The sequence below is a fragment of the Elizabethkingia bruuniana genome (assembly GCF_002024805.1).
Taxonomy (GTDB): Bacteria; Bacteroidota; Bacteroidia; order Flavobacteriales; family Weeksellaceae; genus Elizabethkingia; species Elizabethkingia bruuniana.
The window spans coordinates 1,147,055-1,163,858 of record NZ_CP014337.1 but is presented as its reverse complement, the minus strand read 5'-3'; the positions used below and the strand labels follow the sequence as shown (position 1 = coordinate 1,163,858).

Below are 16,804 nucleotides of genomic sequence, written 5' to 3'. Positions count from 1 at the left end.
TATTTTTACAAAAAGCAAATAAAACGAAACAAAATGAAACGAAAAGAAGAGCTTACAAAAGTTTCACAAGATCAGGAATGGGACTTTATAATTATCGGAGGTGGTGCCAGCGGACTAGGGTCTGCTCTGGATGCTACAACGAGAGGTTTCAGAACTTTGTTACTGGAATCCCATGATTTTGCTAAAGCTACTTCAAGCCGGAGTACCAAACTTGTGCATGGTGGTGTAAGATACCTGGCACAGGGAAACATAGACCTTGTGAAGGAAGCCCTGTACGAAAGAGGACTTCTGGCGAAAAATGCTGCTCACCTTGTTAAAAATCAGTCTTTTATTATTCCGAATTATAACTGGTGGGGCGGTATATATTATAAAATAGGATTATCTGTTTACGATTTTCTGGCGGGGAAACTCAGCCTTGGTAAAACCAGATATATCAATAAAGCACAAACCGTAGAAAAGCTTCCAACTATAGAACAAAAAGGTCTTGCCAGCGGTGTTGTGTATCAGGATGGGCAGTTTGACGATTCCCGTTTGGCCATTAACCTTGCCCAGACTATAGTAGAAAAAGGCGGTACTGTAATCAATTATACGAAGGTTGTAGGTCTTCTGAAAAACGAAAGTAATAAAATTACAGGAGTAATAGCTGAAGATCAGTTTACTAAAGAACGCTACGAAATAAAAGCGAAAGCTGTAGTTAATGCAACAGGGGTTTTCACCAATGACATCCTGAACATGAGTAATCCAAAACATGGAAAATTTGTTGTTCCAAGTCAGGGAATCCATTTCGTATTAGATAAATCATTCCTAAAGAGTAATGATGCTATCATGATCCCTAAAACTTCTGACGGACGTGTTCTTTTCGTTGTTCCATGGCATGAGAGAGCCTTAATTGGTACTACAGACACATTAGTAGATGAACCGAGTTTCGAACCGAAAGCTCTGGAATCCGAAATTGATTTCGTTTTGAAAACCGCAAGACAATATCTGTCTAAAAAGCCAACTAAAGAAGATGTACTTTCTGTATTTGCAGGCTTACGTCCTTTAGCAGCACCAAAAGACGGAGGTAAAAGCACAAAAGAAGTATCCCGAAGTCATAAAGTTATTGTAGCCGAAACCGGTCTTGTAACCATTACCGGCGGAAAATGGACTACCTACCGACAAATGGCTGAAGATACTATAGATAAAGCAATAGAAGTTCATAACCTGAAAAAAGTTCCTTCTAAAACTAAGGAGCTTTCTATCCACGGAAATATCCCGGCAAAAGATGTTGACAGAAGTAATCACCTGTATATCTATGGTTCGGATATTCCGGCTATAAAAGCACTACAACAGGAAAAGCCTGAATACGCAGAAAGAATACATCCAAACAATGAATTTACAGTTGCTGAAGTTGTATGGGCAATCCGAAATGAAATGGCTGAAACTATAGAGGATGTACTGGCCAGAAGAGTCCGTCTTCTTTTCTTAGATGCCAGAGCAGCCATAGATTCAGCACGAAAAGTAGCAGAGATCTTTGCTCAGGAACTCGGATGGGATGCTGAAAAAGTAGAAAACGAAACTGAAAGTTTCATTTCACTCGCTAAAGAATATCTTCTTGTACCCTATACCACCAACGAAATGAAAAACTCTAAATAAGTACACTATGATGGACGAAAAACTAATTTTAGCACTAGACCAAGGAACAACCTCATCACGGGCAATCCTTTTTAACAAAAGCGGAGAAATAAAATTCGTATCACAGAAAAGTTTTGAGCAGATATTCCCTACACCGGGATGGGTAGAACATGACCCAAACGAAATCTGGTCTTCCCAGATTTCTGTGGCTGCAGAAGTTATAGCTAAAGCCGGAATATCAGGACTGGAGGTCGCTGCTATCGGTATTACCAATCAAAGAGAGACAACTGTAGTATGGGACAGACATACCAGTGAACCGATTTATAATGCTATTGTATGGCAGGACAGAAGAACATCCAGATATTGCGACGAATTAAAATCCCAGGGACACACTGATGAGATTAAACAAAAAACAGGGCTTGTCCTGGATGCTTACTTTTCTGCCACAAAGCTAAAATGGATCTTGGATAATGTAGAAGGAGCAAGAGAAAAAGCAGAAGCCGGAGATCTTTGTTTCGGAACTGTTGACACCTGGCTAATATGGAAACTGACAAGAGGAAAAATGTTTATTACCGATGTTTCCAATGCCAGCAGAACCATGATGTTTAATATCCGTACCATGGACTGGGATGATGATTTATTAAAATTATTCAACATTCCTCGTGCAATACTTCCTGAAGTAAAACAAAGCAGCGAAGTGTATGGAGAAACCTCTACTACCCTTTTCTCGACAAAAATTCCAATTGCAGGTATTGCAGGAGACCAGCAGGCTGCATTATTCGGACAAATGTGTACAAAGCCGGGAATGGTAAAAAATACATATGGCACCGGGTGTTTTCTATTGATGAATACAGGTAACGAAGCTGTATATTCTAAAAATAACTTGCTAACTACAGTAGCATGGAAAATAAACGGAGAAGTCAGCTATGCGCTGGAAGGCAGTGTATTTGTAGGAGGAGCTGCTATACAGTGGCTAAGAGACGGATTAAAGATTATTCATGATTCATCTGAAGTTAGTACACTTGCAGAAACCGTAGAAGATAATGGTGGCGTATACTTCGTACCTGCACTTACCGGACTGGGTGCCCCTTACTGGGATCAGTATGCACGCGGGACTATTATCGGCGTAACACGTGGTACAACAGATGGTCACATTGCCAGAGCTACTTTAGAAGGTATTGCATTTCAGGTTTACGATATTGTAAAAGCTATGGAGGCAGATGCCGGAACCCAAAGTACAGAACTTCGTGTGGACGGAGGAGCATCTGCCAGTGACATGTTAATGCAAATCCAATCAGACCTTTTCGGGTTCAAAATTATTCGTCCAAAGACTCTTGAAACTACAGCACTTGGGGCTGCTTATCTGGCAGGTCTAGCAGTAGGCTTCTGGGAGAGCGTAGATGAGATTCAGTCTCAATGGATTATAGAAAAAGAGTTTACACCTAAGGAAGACAAAAGCAAAATCGACAATATGGTCAACTTTTGGCACAAAGCTGTAAAACGTTCTCAGGCCTGGATAGAAGAATAATTAATAACCGAAAAAGTACACAACATGACACCATTTACAGCAGAAATTATAGGTACAATGTTACTTATTCTTCTTGGGAACGGCGTAGTAGCAAATGTTCTTCTAAAAGATACCAAAGGCAATAATTCAGGATGGATTGTTATTACCACAGCATGGGCATTAGCCGTTTTTGTGGGAGTAACTGTTGCCGGCCCCGTCAGCGGAGCTCATCTTAATCCGGCCGTTACAATCGGACTGGCAATTGCAGGGAAATTTCCATGGGAATCTGTTCCTTCATATATTGCAGCTCAGATGATCGGAGCTATGGCCGGAGCATTTCTGGTATGGCTATTCCACAAAGATCATTTTGCTATTACCGAAGACGAAGGAGCGAAATTAGCCTGCTTCAGTACAAGTCCGGCAATTGCAAAACCTGTTTCAAATATAATCAGCGAGATCATTGGGACTTTTGTGCTTGTTTTCGTTGTCTTCTATATCAGTGATGCTAATATCTCGATCCCAAATACTCCGGATGTCAAAATAGGCCTTGGAACTGTCGGTGCTATTCCTGTTGCATTTTTAGTATGGGCTATAGGTTTATCTTTAGGTGGTACAACCGGTTATGCTATAAATCCGGCAAGAGATCTGGGACCAAGAATCATGCATGCTATTTTACCAATAAAAGGCAGCAGCCAATGGAGCTACGCATGGATTCCAATTTTAGGACCAGTTATAGGAGCCGCTCTGGCAGCTTTACTATTCGGAATTTTAAAATAAATTTTGCATCTGACTAATTAACACGCACTAAATAAGATGAAAGAAAACCTATTAAGACTTTGTCTGATTTTTTCAGGCATTGTGGGAGTTTCTGCTCAAAACACAGACTCATTAAAAACAGAAGAAAAGGCAGGCAGGCTGGATTTTACAGCCAATATACAGAACAATCACCTATGGCGTGGACTTATTATTACTGATAAGCCTGTAGTAATGGGCAACCTCTCCTACGCTCTGGATAAAAATAGAAACTGGAAAATTGGAATCTGGGGAGCGTCTGCTCTGGCTAATGACAGTGACGGTACCCATTATAAGGAGATCAATTACTATGTTCAGTATTCGAATAAGAATTTTTATATAGGTCTTTGGGATTTATATAATTCAAGGAATATTAATACAGCAGTTGCAGCAGATGATATTTTCAGCTATTCCAGAAGAAGAACTGCTCATATTATTGACCTGAGAACTAATTATACTTTCGGGCCTAAATTTCCGCTGAACGTAGAAGCCGACATTATGCTATATGGCGGTGCCAATGCCGGAGAAGTTGTCCTGAAACCAGACAGAACATATGATAAAAACAAGTATTCTACTTATGTACAGGTAAGCTACCCTGTTATTCAAAGCAAAAAGGTTAATCTGAATGCTTTTGTTGGAGCAGGATTCGCACTGAATGACAGAAATTTCCTGTACGGTAATGGCCAAAGCAGTTTCCAGATTGTAAATGTAGGACTAAAGGCGAGCAAAGATGTGAAAATTACTGAACATTATACGCTTCCGGTCTCTATGATGGCTATGTGGAATCCTGCTCTGAAATATGCCCGTATACAACTGGCAGCAACAGTATTTTAGAAAAAGTAATGTTTTCTTAATGTACAAAACAACAAAATAGAAAATTTATCGTTTATAGATAAGAAAAAGTAAATCTAAATACAACATCAATTAGATAAACCCCGCAGGTATAAAATCTTGCGGGGTTTTACTTTTATAAAAATGCCGAAAGACCTGTCTTTCGGCATTTTATTTATTCTATAACAATCTGAGGATTATAATCCAATATTTGTATTAGGTTTCAATTTATTCAGGATATCCTTTGGTATTGCATTCTTGTGTACAAGAATACCTGTAGACTTATATTGTACATATGGTCTTGTTACATATAAATATCCCTGGTAATCATTGGTTACACCCCATGAATTTTTTACCATATAATATTCTTTACCAGTCTGGTCTTTAGCCAATCCTACAATCTGCATTCCGTGATCATCAGTTGTTGTAAGGTTGTTAAGCCCTTCCTGACGCATATCTTCTGTAATTTTTTTATCAGGTCTTGGTCCTTTGAAAAGATTAGCTTTTGTCTGACCGTCGATATTATTCAAATCTACATCCGGAACGTAAGCTACCCCGTTTTTATAAGAGAAATAAGGTTCGGAAACGTCTGTTGCCCATCCTACTGTATAACCTTTATCTACAGCATTGTCAACAATCTTAGTCAGATCATCCATCGGAACATTCCACATACTATCATGGCTCCAGTTGTCCGGAATCGGAGCAACAAAACGCTGATAATAAGGATAATCTTTGTAAGAAGTAAGCTCTACATAATCGTCAGGATTAATTCCTACTACATCTTTAGCAAAAGTCTGTGGTGTATAACGCTTTCCTTTGTAAGTAAATTCTTTTGGATATTCTCCAAGGTAGCTGTCTAATACATTATCTACATTTGTTAACCAATTTGCAGAAAGTTTACCATGAGGATTTTTTACATAAGCATCAAGCATAGACTTGATAACGCTTTGCATTTCACCAAAATTATTTTTGGTCTGTCCTGCCTGAAGTCCTGAATAAACCTCCTGAGGAACTGCACCGTACTTTTTGTACATATTGATTACATCGTGTAATTCACCACCATCTCCCCAGGAAATAGCACCACCGAATAATACATACTGTTTAGCTTTGTCATGATAAGCATTACGAGCTGTAAAGATTTCAGCTAAATCTACAGCCGGTTTTCCCATTCTTATCATTTCGGACTCAAGGAAAGAGTTTCCGGAGTAGCTCCAACAGGTTCCTGAGGATCCTTGATTTTTAATAGAAGTATTCCCTAACTCCTTAACTACTGTAAATTTAAAATCCGGATTTTCAGATTGATTGTTTTTCAGGCTGTTTACCAAATTGTCTTGAGCAAAAGCCATGCTTCCTGCCGTAAGCATGGTAAGCAAAAACATGTTTCTCTTCTTCATTATAAAATTAGAATTAAATTGATTAAAGTCTCAATATGACTAAAGAGTCCAAATTTAGTTCAAATTGTTACAATAATTTTATAGAAATTTTCGATTTTAAGGCCGTTTATGGTAGACTGCAACTATATTGCATTTAGTAAATTCTACACCTGAAAACAACAAACAACTGAAAAACAAATAATTAAATCTATTCTTATTTATATTTTGTCAGAAGATCTTTTAATCCACAGAGATCCATTTTTAGTCATTAATTTTTCTAAAATCCCATTATCAGTAAGTTCATCCAGATATTTCTCACTCTCATTATGGGATATTCCGGATAATTCAGAAAATTCTCTGGCAGTTAACGAATTGTATTTTGAGAAAAGAACTTCCTGGTTTTTACTATATTCTTTTTTAACAGCACTGGGATCAAGCATTAGAATTGCAGCTTCAAATAATGAATAGGGTTTAGTACCATAGATCATATCCTTCTCCCCTGATTTATTATGTATAAATATGGTCGGAAATCCTCGAACACCATAATCTCTTGCTAACTTCAGATCATCTTCAAAAAACTTCTTTGCATCTCCTTCAAAATCTGTTTTTAATTTTATAACATCCAATCCCGTTTCTTCGGCAGCCATGGTTATATGTTCCCATTTGGTAATATTCTTCTTCTTCAGAAAAACCATTTCTCTCAGTATTCTTAAGAAATCTATTGCTTTATCTTTATCCTGCATTTCTGCCGCTTTAAAAGCAATAGAAGGCGGATAAGATGAATTCAGAGGATCTTCCAGCCAGACATCACCGTCAATCGGCATATCATAATACACACTAACCTCATCCCAATGATGCGCAACATCTGAAGGCTTGCTAATCCCCCCACTGTTGTAACTCCAGTCTGGTAAAAGCCCGCCCATATGGTATTCTATATCCAGAATGTTTTCGTATTCTAATTTTAGTTTCCTCAGCTGCGGTTCAATTCCCCAACAAGAAGAACAAATTGGATCGGTAAAATAAATAAGCTTAAGAGGCTTATCCCGAATAGATTCTGTTTTATAATTATTATTCATCTCTGTTTCAGGAATTTCACATACTCCTGTTTCAGGATTACACAAAAGCGGGTTATTTTTATTTTCAGTCATTTTGTAAAATTTAATTATTTATTTTTGATTTCTGTAATACAAAGTTGTAACAGCTGACTCAAATTAACAATAAGTCAAAAAAAGATGACTACTAATATTAGTAATAAAAATAATGAATCTTGTCCTGCGGAAGAGCTTTTAAAGTTATTATCCGGAAAATGGAAACCTCAAATTTTTCGCTTAGCCACTGAAAGTCCCTTACGATTTAGCAGCTTACTGAGACAAATTGAAGGATCGAATAAACAGAGTATTGCTACAGCACTAAAAGAATTAGAAGCTGAAGGGCTGCTGGTTAAAAATATTATAAAATTAAAACCTCTGCATATAGAATATACACTATCGGAAAGAGGTAAGCTGATGCTGCCTGTATTTCAGCAACTGGAAAATTTAAGGTAATTCTCTTTCAGCCTGTTTAGATTATTTAATCTACCAGAATATTCAGGCTGTGGGGTAAAACTTTTATTTCAATAGGAGAACCTATTTCTACTCCCTCACCATCCAGGTGCCATGCCTTGGAGTTTTTCACACTGAATTTTAGTTCCGACACCGGGAAGTATGTCAGGTATTCATTTTCTTTCAGGTTTTTTGTAAACATTCTGAAGGCGAATGCTAAAGAATGCCATAACGGGAATTTTTTAACCAATACAATATCAACAAGCCCATCACTGTAATCAGCATGTGGTGCAATATAAGCATTGTTACCAAACTGACGTGTGTTGGCTACATTCAGCATCAGGTAATCTCCGTTATATTGTTTGTACTTCTCTTCAAATTGTACTTTTATAGATTTGAAAATAAAAAAGGTTTTTACAGTAACTTTAATATAATTGGTAAAACCGCGGCTGGTTTTTTCGAATTTTTTGATTACCTCACCATCGAATCCAGTTCCCGAAACATTAATAGATAAATTACCATTCACAGTAAAAGTATCAATCTTATGAAACTTTTTCTGTTTAATCTTTTGCAGAAGAGTATCTATATTTTTGGTAAAATTGGTTTCGTTGGAAAAACCATTACCCGAACCTGCCGGAAAAACAGCCAGAATTTTGTCTGTATTGATTAGCTTTTGAGCAACAGTAGAAATAGTACCATCCCCACCTACAGCTACAAAGACTTCTGTGGAAGCAAAGTTTTCATCAATAAACCGATGAGTGTCCTCTATCGACTTAGAAATCATAAAATTAGCCTCAGGATATTTTTGCTGAAGCTTTTCTAAAAATTCTTTATAATTCTTTTTTGCCGAAAAAGGATTGATGATAAATACTGCGTCCATGATTTTGAAAGGCCAAAGGTACAAAAAAAGACTCCATCTCTATGAAGTCTTTTAGTTTCTTTATACTCTTCTGTTATCTGCTTTCCAGTTTTTTATACGTTTCTTAATCTGGTCTGCATTCAGATTCTCCGAAATAGTATCTTCTACAAGCTTTAGAAACTCATCATCATTAGCAAATCTTAATGCAAATAACTGAGACTCGTTAAAAGTATAAGACATTTCATCTATGCTTTTCCCGGTTAAACGAAAATACCTGAACTTCACCTCATCTACAATAATCCGGTTTTGTAGAGTCAGCGCATAATGCTGCCGCATCATAAAAGCAATCCATATAATCAAAAATATGGCTCCTGAAAGTACAAACCATATCCAGAATTCACCATTATTATTTCCTAATGAATACCCCATACGGTAAAGAGATATCCCAAATAAGATAAGTCCTACAGGATAAAATACAAAATGATGAGGCGTATAAAAGCGTCTGTGATTCTGATAATTCTGCATAATAGGTCTATTTCGTATTAATTTTCATTCTCTTTTGGAATTCAGGATTTATAGTTCCTTCCAGTTCTTTCCAAGAAATAGGAATTGTAATATCTCCGGCTGCAAAAGCAGCGATTTCATATGGACTGTAATGGAAATACAAATTTTTATCATCAAAATAGAAGTTATCGTTTACTGTAACTTTATCAAATAATAATCCATCCGAAACTTTTACAGCTCCCTCTCCATTCTGAGATCCTGTAGGTATTTTGTCTACGTTTTTCATGAGTAAACTTTCCAGTTTCTTTTTCGGCATGGAGGTAATATCAGATAGTACCAATTGTTTTTTACTTTCTAAATCAAAAACCTTCTCCATAAAGCCATAGTTATCATGGGCTCCGCCCATATAACTTGCCCATGTATATTCTACCGAAAGATAATTATTGGTAAAGCTTCTCAAACGCATTGTATTATCTTCGTACCATTTATTTCCCATAATCTGCCCGTCTGCCAGATAATCCTTTTTGACCTTTGTAAAAAGACTTTCAGCAGCTTTTTTAGCGGCGGCCGCCAAATCTGGCTTTGAATAACCTACAGGTTTTATGAATGGATATAACGAATCTAAAATAGCTTTCTCTTTTATATCCGGAAAAACTAAAATTTTATCTGAATAAGCAATGGTAAGCGAATCTGTAGCCTTTATAGAATCACTGTAAACAACAGAATCCTGCTTTAATGCGACGATACTATCCCCTTTTGGCATTTCTGTTCCTTGTGCATTCTCCTGCTTTTTACAGGATAATACTAATATAGCCATCACAAATAAAGACGAAATTGTATTTTTCATAATTGTAATAAGTTTGATGCTTAAAGTTAATAAAAAAACCGCTGAGTCAGCGGTTTCCATTATTTTTACTTTATATTGTTAAGCGGTTTCGTCAGGAATTGCTGAAGAATCAAACTGATCACTACCGAAAGCATAAACAATCATATTAACAAGCATCCCTGTTAGTAGACCTATAATCCCCCAAACAGTGCTATTTTCTCCTTTTCCAAAGCCTTTTGCCAGTTTATCTCCAGCAACAAAGAAAGCATATAAATTGACAAACGGAATTAAGAATAAAATAAACCACCAGGTTGGTTTTTTAATAATATGCATAAGGACAATAAGGTTATAAAAAGGTATAAATGCAGCCCATGCATCCTCTCTTCCGGCTTTTTTAAATGTCTTATACCAGCAAAAGTAAACTGCTATATATAAGAATATAAAAAATCAGAAATCCAATTCCGAAGATCGCCCCTGCAGCCGCGGAGCCTGAGTTATCATAGTACGAAGAATCGTACGATTGCAAAATAGTTAACATAGTTTAGATTGTTTAGAATTATTAATTAAACCAAATATAACTATTTTAGATATCAATAAGAATATTTAAAATGAATTTTTCATTAATATTATACAATAAAAAACCACCTTACGGTGGTTTTATTTATTTCAAAAATTCGGATTGTGCTATTGTTTCCTGTTCTCCGGTTGTCAGATTTTTTATTGTGACATTAGTTTTTTCAATTTCGTCTTTGCCCAAAAAAACAAGATTTGGAATCTCCTTTTTCTCTGCATATGTAAATTGTTTTTTCAACTTTGCCGCTTCCGGATATAATTCAGCTGAAATTCCTTTTTCTCTAAGTTTTGCAATAAGCTTCATTGCTTCTACTGCTTCTTCTTCCCCATAGTTAGCAAAAAGATATTCTACTTTTACAGTCGCATTCTCCGGGAACAGACCTAACTCTTCCATTACCAGATAAGTCCTGTCTAATCCGAAAGAAATTCCAATTCCTGGTATATTCTTTACTCCAAAAACTTCCGTCAGATTGTTATAGCGGCCACCACCACCAATAGAACCCATTTCTACTCCTTTTGCTTTTACTTCAAAGATGGCACCTGTATAATAATCTAATCCTCTCGCCAGAGTAATATTGAATACCAAATCCTGATCGTCTATTCCTAATTCCATTGCTTTGGATAGAACAAACTCCAGTTCTGTTACTCCCTGAATACCAACTTCTACTCCTTCAAATCTTACTTTAAGTTCCTGAAGGTTTTCCAGAGCATTATTTTTCTGATGAAAAAGGAAATCCAGTTTTTCTATAGCTTCATCAGAAATACCTTTCTCCTGCATTTCTTTGATTACACCATCTTTCCCAATTTTGTCTAATTTATCCAATGCAACTGTGAAATCTATCAACTGCTCTGTTATACCCGCATATTCTGCAAGGCCAGAAAGAATTTTGCGGTTATTCATCTGAATAGCAACAGGCACTCCAAGCTCCTTAAAAGCTTTGAAATACAACTGTACCAGTTCTACTTCCTGCCAAAGACTTTCAGAACCTACCACATCTGCATCACACTGGTAAAATTCTCTGAATCTACCTTTCTGCGGGCGGTCTGCACGCCATACCGGTTGAATCTGATAACGTTTAAAAGGAAAAGTTAATTGCCCATGATTCATCGCAACAAATCTTGCAAATGGTACTGTAAGGTCGTAGCGCAATGCTTTATCAGAAATCTGTGACGTCAACTTCTTCGCATCTTTATTCTGCCAATCGTTTTCGTTCACTTTATCGGTATAATTACCAGAATTTAAGATTTTGAAAATCAAGCGGTCTCCCTCTTCTCCATATTTACCAGTAAGAGTTGACAGATTTTCAAAACTTGGAGTCTCCAGAGGTTGAAAACCAAAAAGCTCAAAATTCTTTTGTAATGTATTAATAATATATTTCCTGCGGGAAACTTCCTGTGCTGTAAAGTCGCGTGTTCCTTTTGCTAGACTAGGCTTCATTCTTTATCTTTTCTCTAAAGCACAAAAATAAGCATAATGTGGCAAATAAATGTAATAGAGATACAACAGGCTGAATATTATTGATTATTTCATCATCAGAAGTTCCTCTACTCTGATCTCAGTAATATAACGCATATTTCCGTCTTTATCTTCATAGCTTCTGTACGTTAATTTTCCTTCTATAGCAATCTCTTTGCCTTTGGTAACATACTTTTCAAAAACTTCTGCCAGCTTTCCGTAGACGATAAGATTGTGCCATTGGGTTTCTTCAATCTTTTCACCCTGTGTATTGGTATAATAATCATTGGTTGCTAAACTAACGGAAGCTTTAATTCCTTTTTCGAACTGGGTTACTTCTACATCTTTACCCGTGTGTCCGAATAAAATAACTTTGTTTCTTAGTGACATGGCTTTATGATTTTAAGATTAAACTCGATTGATTTTCTGTAGCAAAGATGAAAGTTATATAATGTTTTAATCGGTAAAAAAATATTTATAGTCATTTGTAATCGTTTAACTGAAACTAAAAAATTATATATCAAAAAGTTACGATTTTTATTTTATATTCTTTTTTATCATTAAAGCATGTAATTATTTAAACCAAATAAGATAAATTAAAACAATTAAATACTATATTTGAGACAATTAAATAAAAAAATATGCAATTCTGTCTGGAATGTGATGAAAAAATATCAGGCCGATCGGATAAAAAGTTCTGTTCGGACGGATGCCGAAATGCCTATAACAACAGACAAAATAAAGACAATACAAACCTGATGCGGAACATTAATAACCGCTTGCGAAAAAATTATCGCATCCTGCTTAATGCCAATGAAGAAGGAAAAACGAAAATTTCTCATCAAAAACTTCTGTCATTAGGTTTTGACTTCAGCTTTATTACTCAGATTATTACATATAAAAACGGCTCTGAATACCGGTTTATTTACGATCAGGGTTACAAAATTCTGGAAGAAGACTGGATTTTGCTGGTGAAAAAGAACTAATTGCTGCTTCCCTTTTTGGATCATATTTTAGAGCCAATTACTAAATATCATTTACGCCCGGGTTTTGTTTGCGTTTCAATTTTTATATTTTTGTAACATTCGTTGCTTATGGAAAAAATTATTCTGATCGAAGACGAGACCAGTGTGGTATCATTTATAAAGAAGGGACTTCAGGAAAAAGGTTATGAAATTTCTGTAGCCTTTGACGGCCGTACCGGTGTACAGCTGGTAGAAGCTAATGATTTTGATCTTGTTATCCTGGATATTATGCTCCCTGAAATGAATGGTCTTGACGTATGTAAAGAGATCAGAAAAACCAATAAGCAGGTACCAATTCTTTTCCTTACAGCGCTCGGGACTTCAGAGAACATAGTCCTCGGATTGGAAAGTGGTGGTGATGATTATCTGGTAAAGCCTTTCAAATTTATTGAGCTTGTAGCCCGTATAAAATCGTTATTAAGAAGAAGCAGTAACAATCCTGTTCCGGAAATTCCAGAGCCTGAAGTCGATGAAGAACATATTTATAAATTTTCGGATCTCATCGTTAATGACTATACCAAGAAAGTAACACGAGGTGGAGAAGAAGTAAACCTTACGTCAACAGAATACAAACTACTGGTTTATTTCCTTAATAATCCCGAAAAAGTTATTTCCCGCGTCGAGATTCTGGATGCGGTATGGGGTGTAAACTATGAACTGGGAACCAATGTAGTAGATGTTTATGTAAACTATCTTAGGAAGAAACTGGACAATCAGGATAATAGCAAACTAATCCATACGGTTATCGGGATGGGGTATGTACTAAAAAGACCGTAGCAGATGTTTAACCGAGTTATTACTAATCAGACCAAAACCATGATACTTTTAATGCTGGTATTTACCAGTATTATTATCCTGTTTAGCGGTCTGGTCTATTTTTCCATTGTTAACTTTTCGCATCAGCGGTTTTATGAATTGCTTAAAATCCGTACAACAACTATTATACAGATAGAAAAGGGTAAAGAATATCTGGATCTTCCGGAAAACTATATTCTCAATAGCCTGAACGATGAGGAACTCCCAATGGAAAAGGATTATGTTTTTGCTGTTCCAAGAGATTCCAATTTCAGTAAAATATCTCAGGAAGTTCATATTCCCTCTTCCTTTTTCAGAAATATTGTAAAGAACGGAGAAGCTAATTTTAATGATAAGGAGTTTTATTACATCGGGCAGACTTTTAGGTTTGATGATAAAGACTATATAGCCATTGCCTCTGCAAAAAATCACTATGTGGCTTATTATCTGGAGTATCTTAAAAGAACCCTTATTACCTGTATTGTACTGTCCTTATTCTTCAGTATGATCTTTTCTTTTTATTTATCCAAAACTTTATTCAAACCTATATTAAAAATTACAGGTAAGGTAAAAGAAATCAGCTCTGAAAATCTACATCTCCGACTGGAACCTCAACCGGATAATAAAGAGCTTAACGAGTTGGTTGAAACTTTCAACGATATGCTGAATCGCATTGAAACTTCTTTTGAAACTCAGAATCACCTTATCGGAAATGTTTCACATGAACTAAGAACTCCCCTTACCTTTATTATGGGAGAAGCAGATGTGGCGCTTTCTATTAACCGGACTGCTGGTGAGTACAAAGATACACTAGAGATTATCCTGAATGAAGCAGAAAAACTGGACAAAAAAATTAAAGCTTTATTAATGATTGCCCAGACTGGATTTGATGGTAAAATTCAGAAGTTCGATAAGGTAAGAACTGATCAGCTGCTTTGGGATGTTATCGAAACGCTGAAAAGAATCGATCCCCGAAATAATATATTCCTTGATATCAGTATGCTTCCTGATAATCCTAAAAAGCTTAAAGTACAAGGGAATGAACAGTTATTGCATCTTGCGCTGGCCAATATTATCAGTAATGGATGCAAATACTCTAATTTTCAGCAAGTAAGGGTTTCTCTGGGAGCGACAGATACAGATGTTTATATCATTGTAAAAGATGCCGGAATTGGTATTCCAGAAGAAGAGATGAACAAAATTTATGATCCGTTCTTCAGAGCATCTAATACCAAAAATTATGAAGGCTATGGAATCGGACTTCCTCTTGCACGAAACATTGTAAGGATACACCACGGGGAGCTTATTGTAACGTCACACGAAAATCAGGGAACAACAGTGCAACTTCGTTTTCCTAATTTTTACAGTACACAAAATGAGGAAAAACAAGTCTAAGTAATCTCATTTATATAGCTCTGTGAGCTTCTTTATTTATACATAAAAACCTTACAAAATTGTAAGGTTTTATATTTATTCTTCTCTTTCGTTTAGGTTTCAGAATTTGCCAAATTTAAAATTCTAATCTCATTTTAATCTCGTTAATCACATTTTAATTTGTTTCCAAAGAAGTTCTAATACGGCGGGTATAGTTTTGTATCATCAAAATAAGATAATACCCAATATAACATACTTTTTGTTTCCGGATACGAAATGGGAGACTCTATAAGAGATCTCTTATTCACAAACAAAAACACAATTTTCAATAAAATAAGACCACAGGAATTCTGTGATGCTTATGAAATCATTCGAAATAAATATTCACACCTGATCGACAAAATTGTATGCGATGTTTTTACAGGAACTTTCCAAAGAACATTCAACAATTATGTAAAAGCAACAAATATTCAGGAAGCTTACTACTCTCCTTCTGTAAGAAGCAAAGGAAAAGGAAAATTCAGCATTATCCCTTACATCAGAAAGTGTAAAGAATTACAATACACAGAGATTTCCGTTGAAGTTCCTCAGAGCTTACCGGAAAGAGGAAGACTTGCGGAAATTTTCGCAAGCACAGGAAGCTAAATAACAACCATTAAAACACACACAAATGTTAAGGAATTATAGTAACAGCAGGACACTGGGAGACAACATCAGGCTGGGGACGCTGACAGCTTTTACGGCCGGTACTATAAATATAGCCTCTTTATTGATATTTCTCTCATTTACCTCAAACGTAACAGGACACTATGCTATTCTGGCAGCTGAAATAAGTAAAGGAAGCTGGGCTAAAGCTGCAGTTGTTGGAGGATGGATCTTCTTATTCTTTTTCGGAAGCTTTTTATCCAACCTGATTGTCATAAATTTTAATAAAAAAAGCAAATATTTTGCACATGCAATGCCAATTGTTCTGGAAATTATGTGTCTACTATTTGTAGGTATTTATGGGCAGTTTTACTATCAAAAAACACTGGAAGAGACTGAATATCTGGTTGCATTAATGTTATTCGCAACAGGTTTACAAAACGGTCTTACCGCAAGTATTTCCAACTTCTCGATAAAAACAACCCACCTTACAGGTACAACAACTGACCTTGGAATCTTGTTTTCTATGTTTACTCATAAAAAGTACAGAAAGAATCCGGAGCTTATTGCCAGAGCAAAAGTATTGTTAAGCATTATGATTGCCTATGTAGCAGGAGCTGTATTCTCAGGACTTACCTATTACTATCTGGAGTTCAGAGTATTTTATGTCATCAGCCTATGTCTTTTAGTAGTAATTGGATATGATATGATGCCTATAAGATACATCTAAGACACTTCAATACCAGATACAGATATAGCAGGATTTATAGAAAACCAACCATGCTGGCATACCTGTATGACAAAATCCACGGGATACCGAAAAGGAATGAAAAACGAAAATTCATATTTGAAGATTAAATATATTATTGGTTTTAATTTTGTGTAAAACTAGCTGTGAGCCATCCTCTACTTGTGTAAACATTTAGAGGATTGTGCTTTTTATAGGCGATCTATAAAATAAATCTAAGATTATCCGAAAATTAAAAACAAACATTTTGAAACCTGCTTTCTTAGGATATTTCATTTATAAAAACATAAAATATTTATGTAAAATTTCAATCAATATTACTAAATAAAAAGGCTGTAGCT

18 protein-coding genes are annotated in these 16,804 nt (G+C 36.0%); 10 read left to right on the top strand and 8 right to left on the bottom strand.

Going from position 1 to position 16,804, the window contains the following annotated elements:
• The first annotated feature begins 33 nt into the window (after positions 1 to 33).
• From AYC65_RS05505 to AYC65_RS05490, 4 genes are read left to right on the top strand one after another with little or no spacing between them, the layout of a single operon-like run.
• On the top strand, positions 34 to 1,635 hold the full coding sequence (locus tag AYC65_RS05505; protein WP_034870354.1) for a glycerol-3-phosphate dehydrogenase/oxidase: 1,602 nt from the start codon (positions 34 to 36) through the stop codon (positions 1,633 to 1,635).
• A gap of 10 nt (positions 1,636 to 1,645) precedes the next feature.
• Complete coding sequence (glpK, locus tag AYC65_RS05500) at positions 1,646 to 3,142, top strand: glycerol kinase GlpK (protein WP_034870399.1); 1,497 nt, start codon at positions 1,646 to 1,648, stop codon at positions 3,140 to 3,142.
• A 24-nt stretch (positions 3,143 to 3,166) separates the two neighbouring features.
• Positions 3,167 to 3,898, top strand: a complete 732-nt coding sequence (locus tag AYC65_RS05495) for an MIP/aquaporin family protein (RefSeq protein WP_034870353.1) — start codon at positions 3,167 to 3,169, stop codon at positions 3,896 to 3,898.
• Between the two features lie 36 nt (positions 3,899 to 3,934).
• A complete protein-coding gene (locus AYC65_RS05490) occupies positions 3,935 to 4,747 on the top strand; it encodes a hypothetical protein (RefSeq protein ID WP_034870352.1) in 813 nt (270 codons plus the stop codon).
• Positions 4,748 to 4,941: 194 nt separating this feature from the next.
• Here AYC65_RS05490 and AYC65_RS05485 read toward each other — a convergent pair whose 3' ends face one another.
• Positions 4,942 to 6,123 carry a C1 family peptidase gene (locus AYC65_RS05485; RefSeq protein WP_108721285.1) on the bottom strand — a complete coding sequence of 394 codons (1,182 nt, stop codon included), beginning with the start codon at positions 6,121 to 6,123 and terminating at the stop codon, positions 4,942 to 4,944.
• Between the two features lie 212 nt (positions 6,124 to 6,335).
• Complete coding sequence (locus AYC65_RS05480; protein WP_034870350.1) at positions 6,336 to 7,265, bottom strand: ClpXP adapter SpxH family protein; 930 nt, start codon at positions 7,263 to 7,265, stop codon at positions 6,336 to 6,338.
• Positions 7,266 to 7,349: 84 nt separating this feature from the next.
• Between AYC65_RS05480 and AYC65_RS05475 the strand changes: the two genes are divergently transcribed.
• A complete protein-coding gene (locus AYC65_RS05475) occupies positions 7,350 to 7,661 on the top strand; it encodes a winged helix-turn-helix transcriptional regulator (protein WP_034870349.1) in 312 nt (103 codons plus the stop codon).
• A gap of 25 nt (positions 7,662 to 7,686) precedes the next feature.
• Here AYC65_RS05475 and AYC65_RS05470 read toward each other — a convergent pair whose 3' ends face one another.
• The 6 genes from AYC65_RS05470 to AYC65_RS05445 all read right to left on the bottom strand — a co-directional run bounded on the left by AYC65_RS05470 (position 7,687) and on the right by AYC65_RS05445 (position 12,266).
• Complete coding sequence (locus AYC65_RS05470) at positions 7,687 to 8,538, bottom strand: diacylglycerol/lipid kinase family protein (RefSeq protein ID WP_034870348.1); 852 nt, start codon at positions 8,536 to 8,538, stop codon at positions 7,687 to 7,689.
• Positions 8,539 to 8,598: 60 nt separating this feature from the next.
• A complete protein-coding gene (locus AYC65_RS05465; protein WP_034870347.1) occupies positions 8,599 to 9,042 on the bottom strand; it encodes a DUF6526 family protein in 444 nt (147 codons plus the stop codon).
• Between the two features lie 7 nt (positions 9,043 to 9,049).
• The gene (locus tag AYC65_RS05460; protein ID WP_034870398.1) at positions 9,050 to 9,868 is read right to left on the bottom strand and encodes an RsiV family protein; all 819 of its coding nucleotides are present in this window, start codon (positions 9,866 to 9,868) and stop codon (positions 9,050 to 9,052) included.
• A 78-nt stretch (positions 9,869 to 9,946) separates the two neighbouring features.
• A complete protein-coding gene (locus AYC65_RS21040) occupies positions 9,947 to 10,180 on the bottom strand; it encodes a DUF5684 domain-containing protein (protein ID WP_234300247.1) in 234 nt (77 codons plus the stop codon).
• Positions 10,181 to 10,508: 328 nt separating this feature from the next.
• Positions 10,509 to 11,858: a histidine--tRNA ligase gene (hisS, locus tag AYC65_RS05450; protein ID WP_034870346.1), complete on the bottom strand. Its 1,350-nt coding sequence runs from the start codon at positions 11,856 to 11,858 to the stop codon at positions 10,509 to 10,511.
• A gap of 84 nt (positions 11,859 to 11,942) precedes the next feature.
• Complete coding sequence (locus AYC65_RS05445; RefSeq protein ID WP_034870345.1) at positions 11,943 to 12,266, bottom strand: single-stranded DNA-binding protein; 324 nt, start codon at positions 12,264 to 12,266, stop codon at positions 11,943 to 11,945.
• A gap of 251 nt (positions 12,267 to 12,517) precedes the next feature.
• Between AYC65_RS05445 and AYC65_RS05440 the strand changes: the two genes are divergently transcribed.
• From AYC65_RS05440 to AYC65_RS05420, 5 genes are all read left to right on the top strand, one after another.
• Entirely contained in the window at positions 12,518 to 12,862 is a 345-nt protein-coding gene (locus AYC65_RS05440; protein ID WP_034870344.1) for a hypothetical protein, read from the top strand.
• 108 nt (positions 12,863 to 12,970) lie between these two features.
• The gene (locus AYC65_RS05435) at positions 12,971 to 13,678 is read left to right on the top strand and encodes a response regulator transcription factor (protein WP_034870343.1); all 708 of its coding nucleotides are present in this window, start codon (positions 12,971 to 12,973) and stop codon (positions 13,676 to 13,678) included.
• 3 nt (positions 13,679 to 13,681) lie between these two features.
• Positions 13,682 to 15,091, top strand: coding sequence for a sensor histidine kinase (locus AYC65_RS05430; protein ID WP_078674572.1), 1,410 nt, complete (start codon positions 13,682 to 13,684; stop codon positions 15,089 to 15,091).
• 255 nt (positions 15,092 to 15,346) lie between these two features.
• Positions 15,347 to 15,715 (top strand): hypothetical protein, encoded by a 369-nt coding sequence (locus AYC65_RS05425; protein ID WP_236887506.1) that lies wholly within the window; start codon positions 15,347 to 15,349, stop codon positions 15,713 to 15,715.
• Between the two features lie 25 nt (positions 15,716 to 15,740).
• Positions 15,741 to 16,445 carry a YoaK family protein gene (locus AYC65_RS05420; protein ID WP_236887505.1) on the top strand — a complete coding sequence of 235 codons (705 nt, stop codon included), beginning with the start codon at positions 15,741 to 15,743 and terminating at the stop codon, positions 16,443 to 16,445.
• The last annotated feature ends 359 nt before the right edge of the window (positions 16,446 to 16,804 follow it).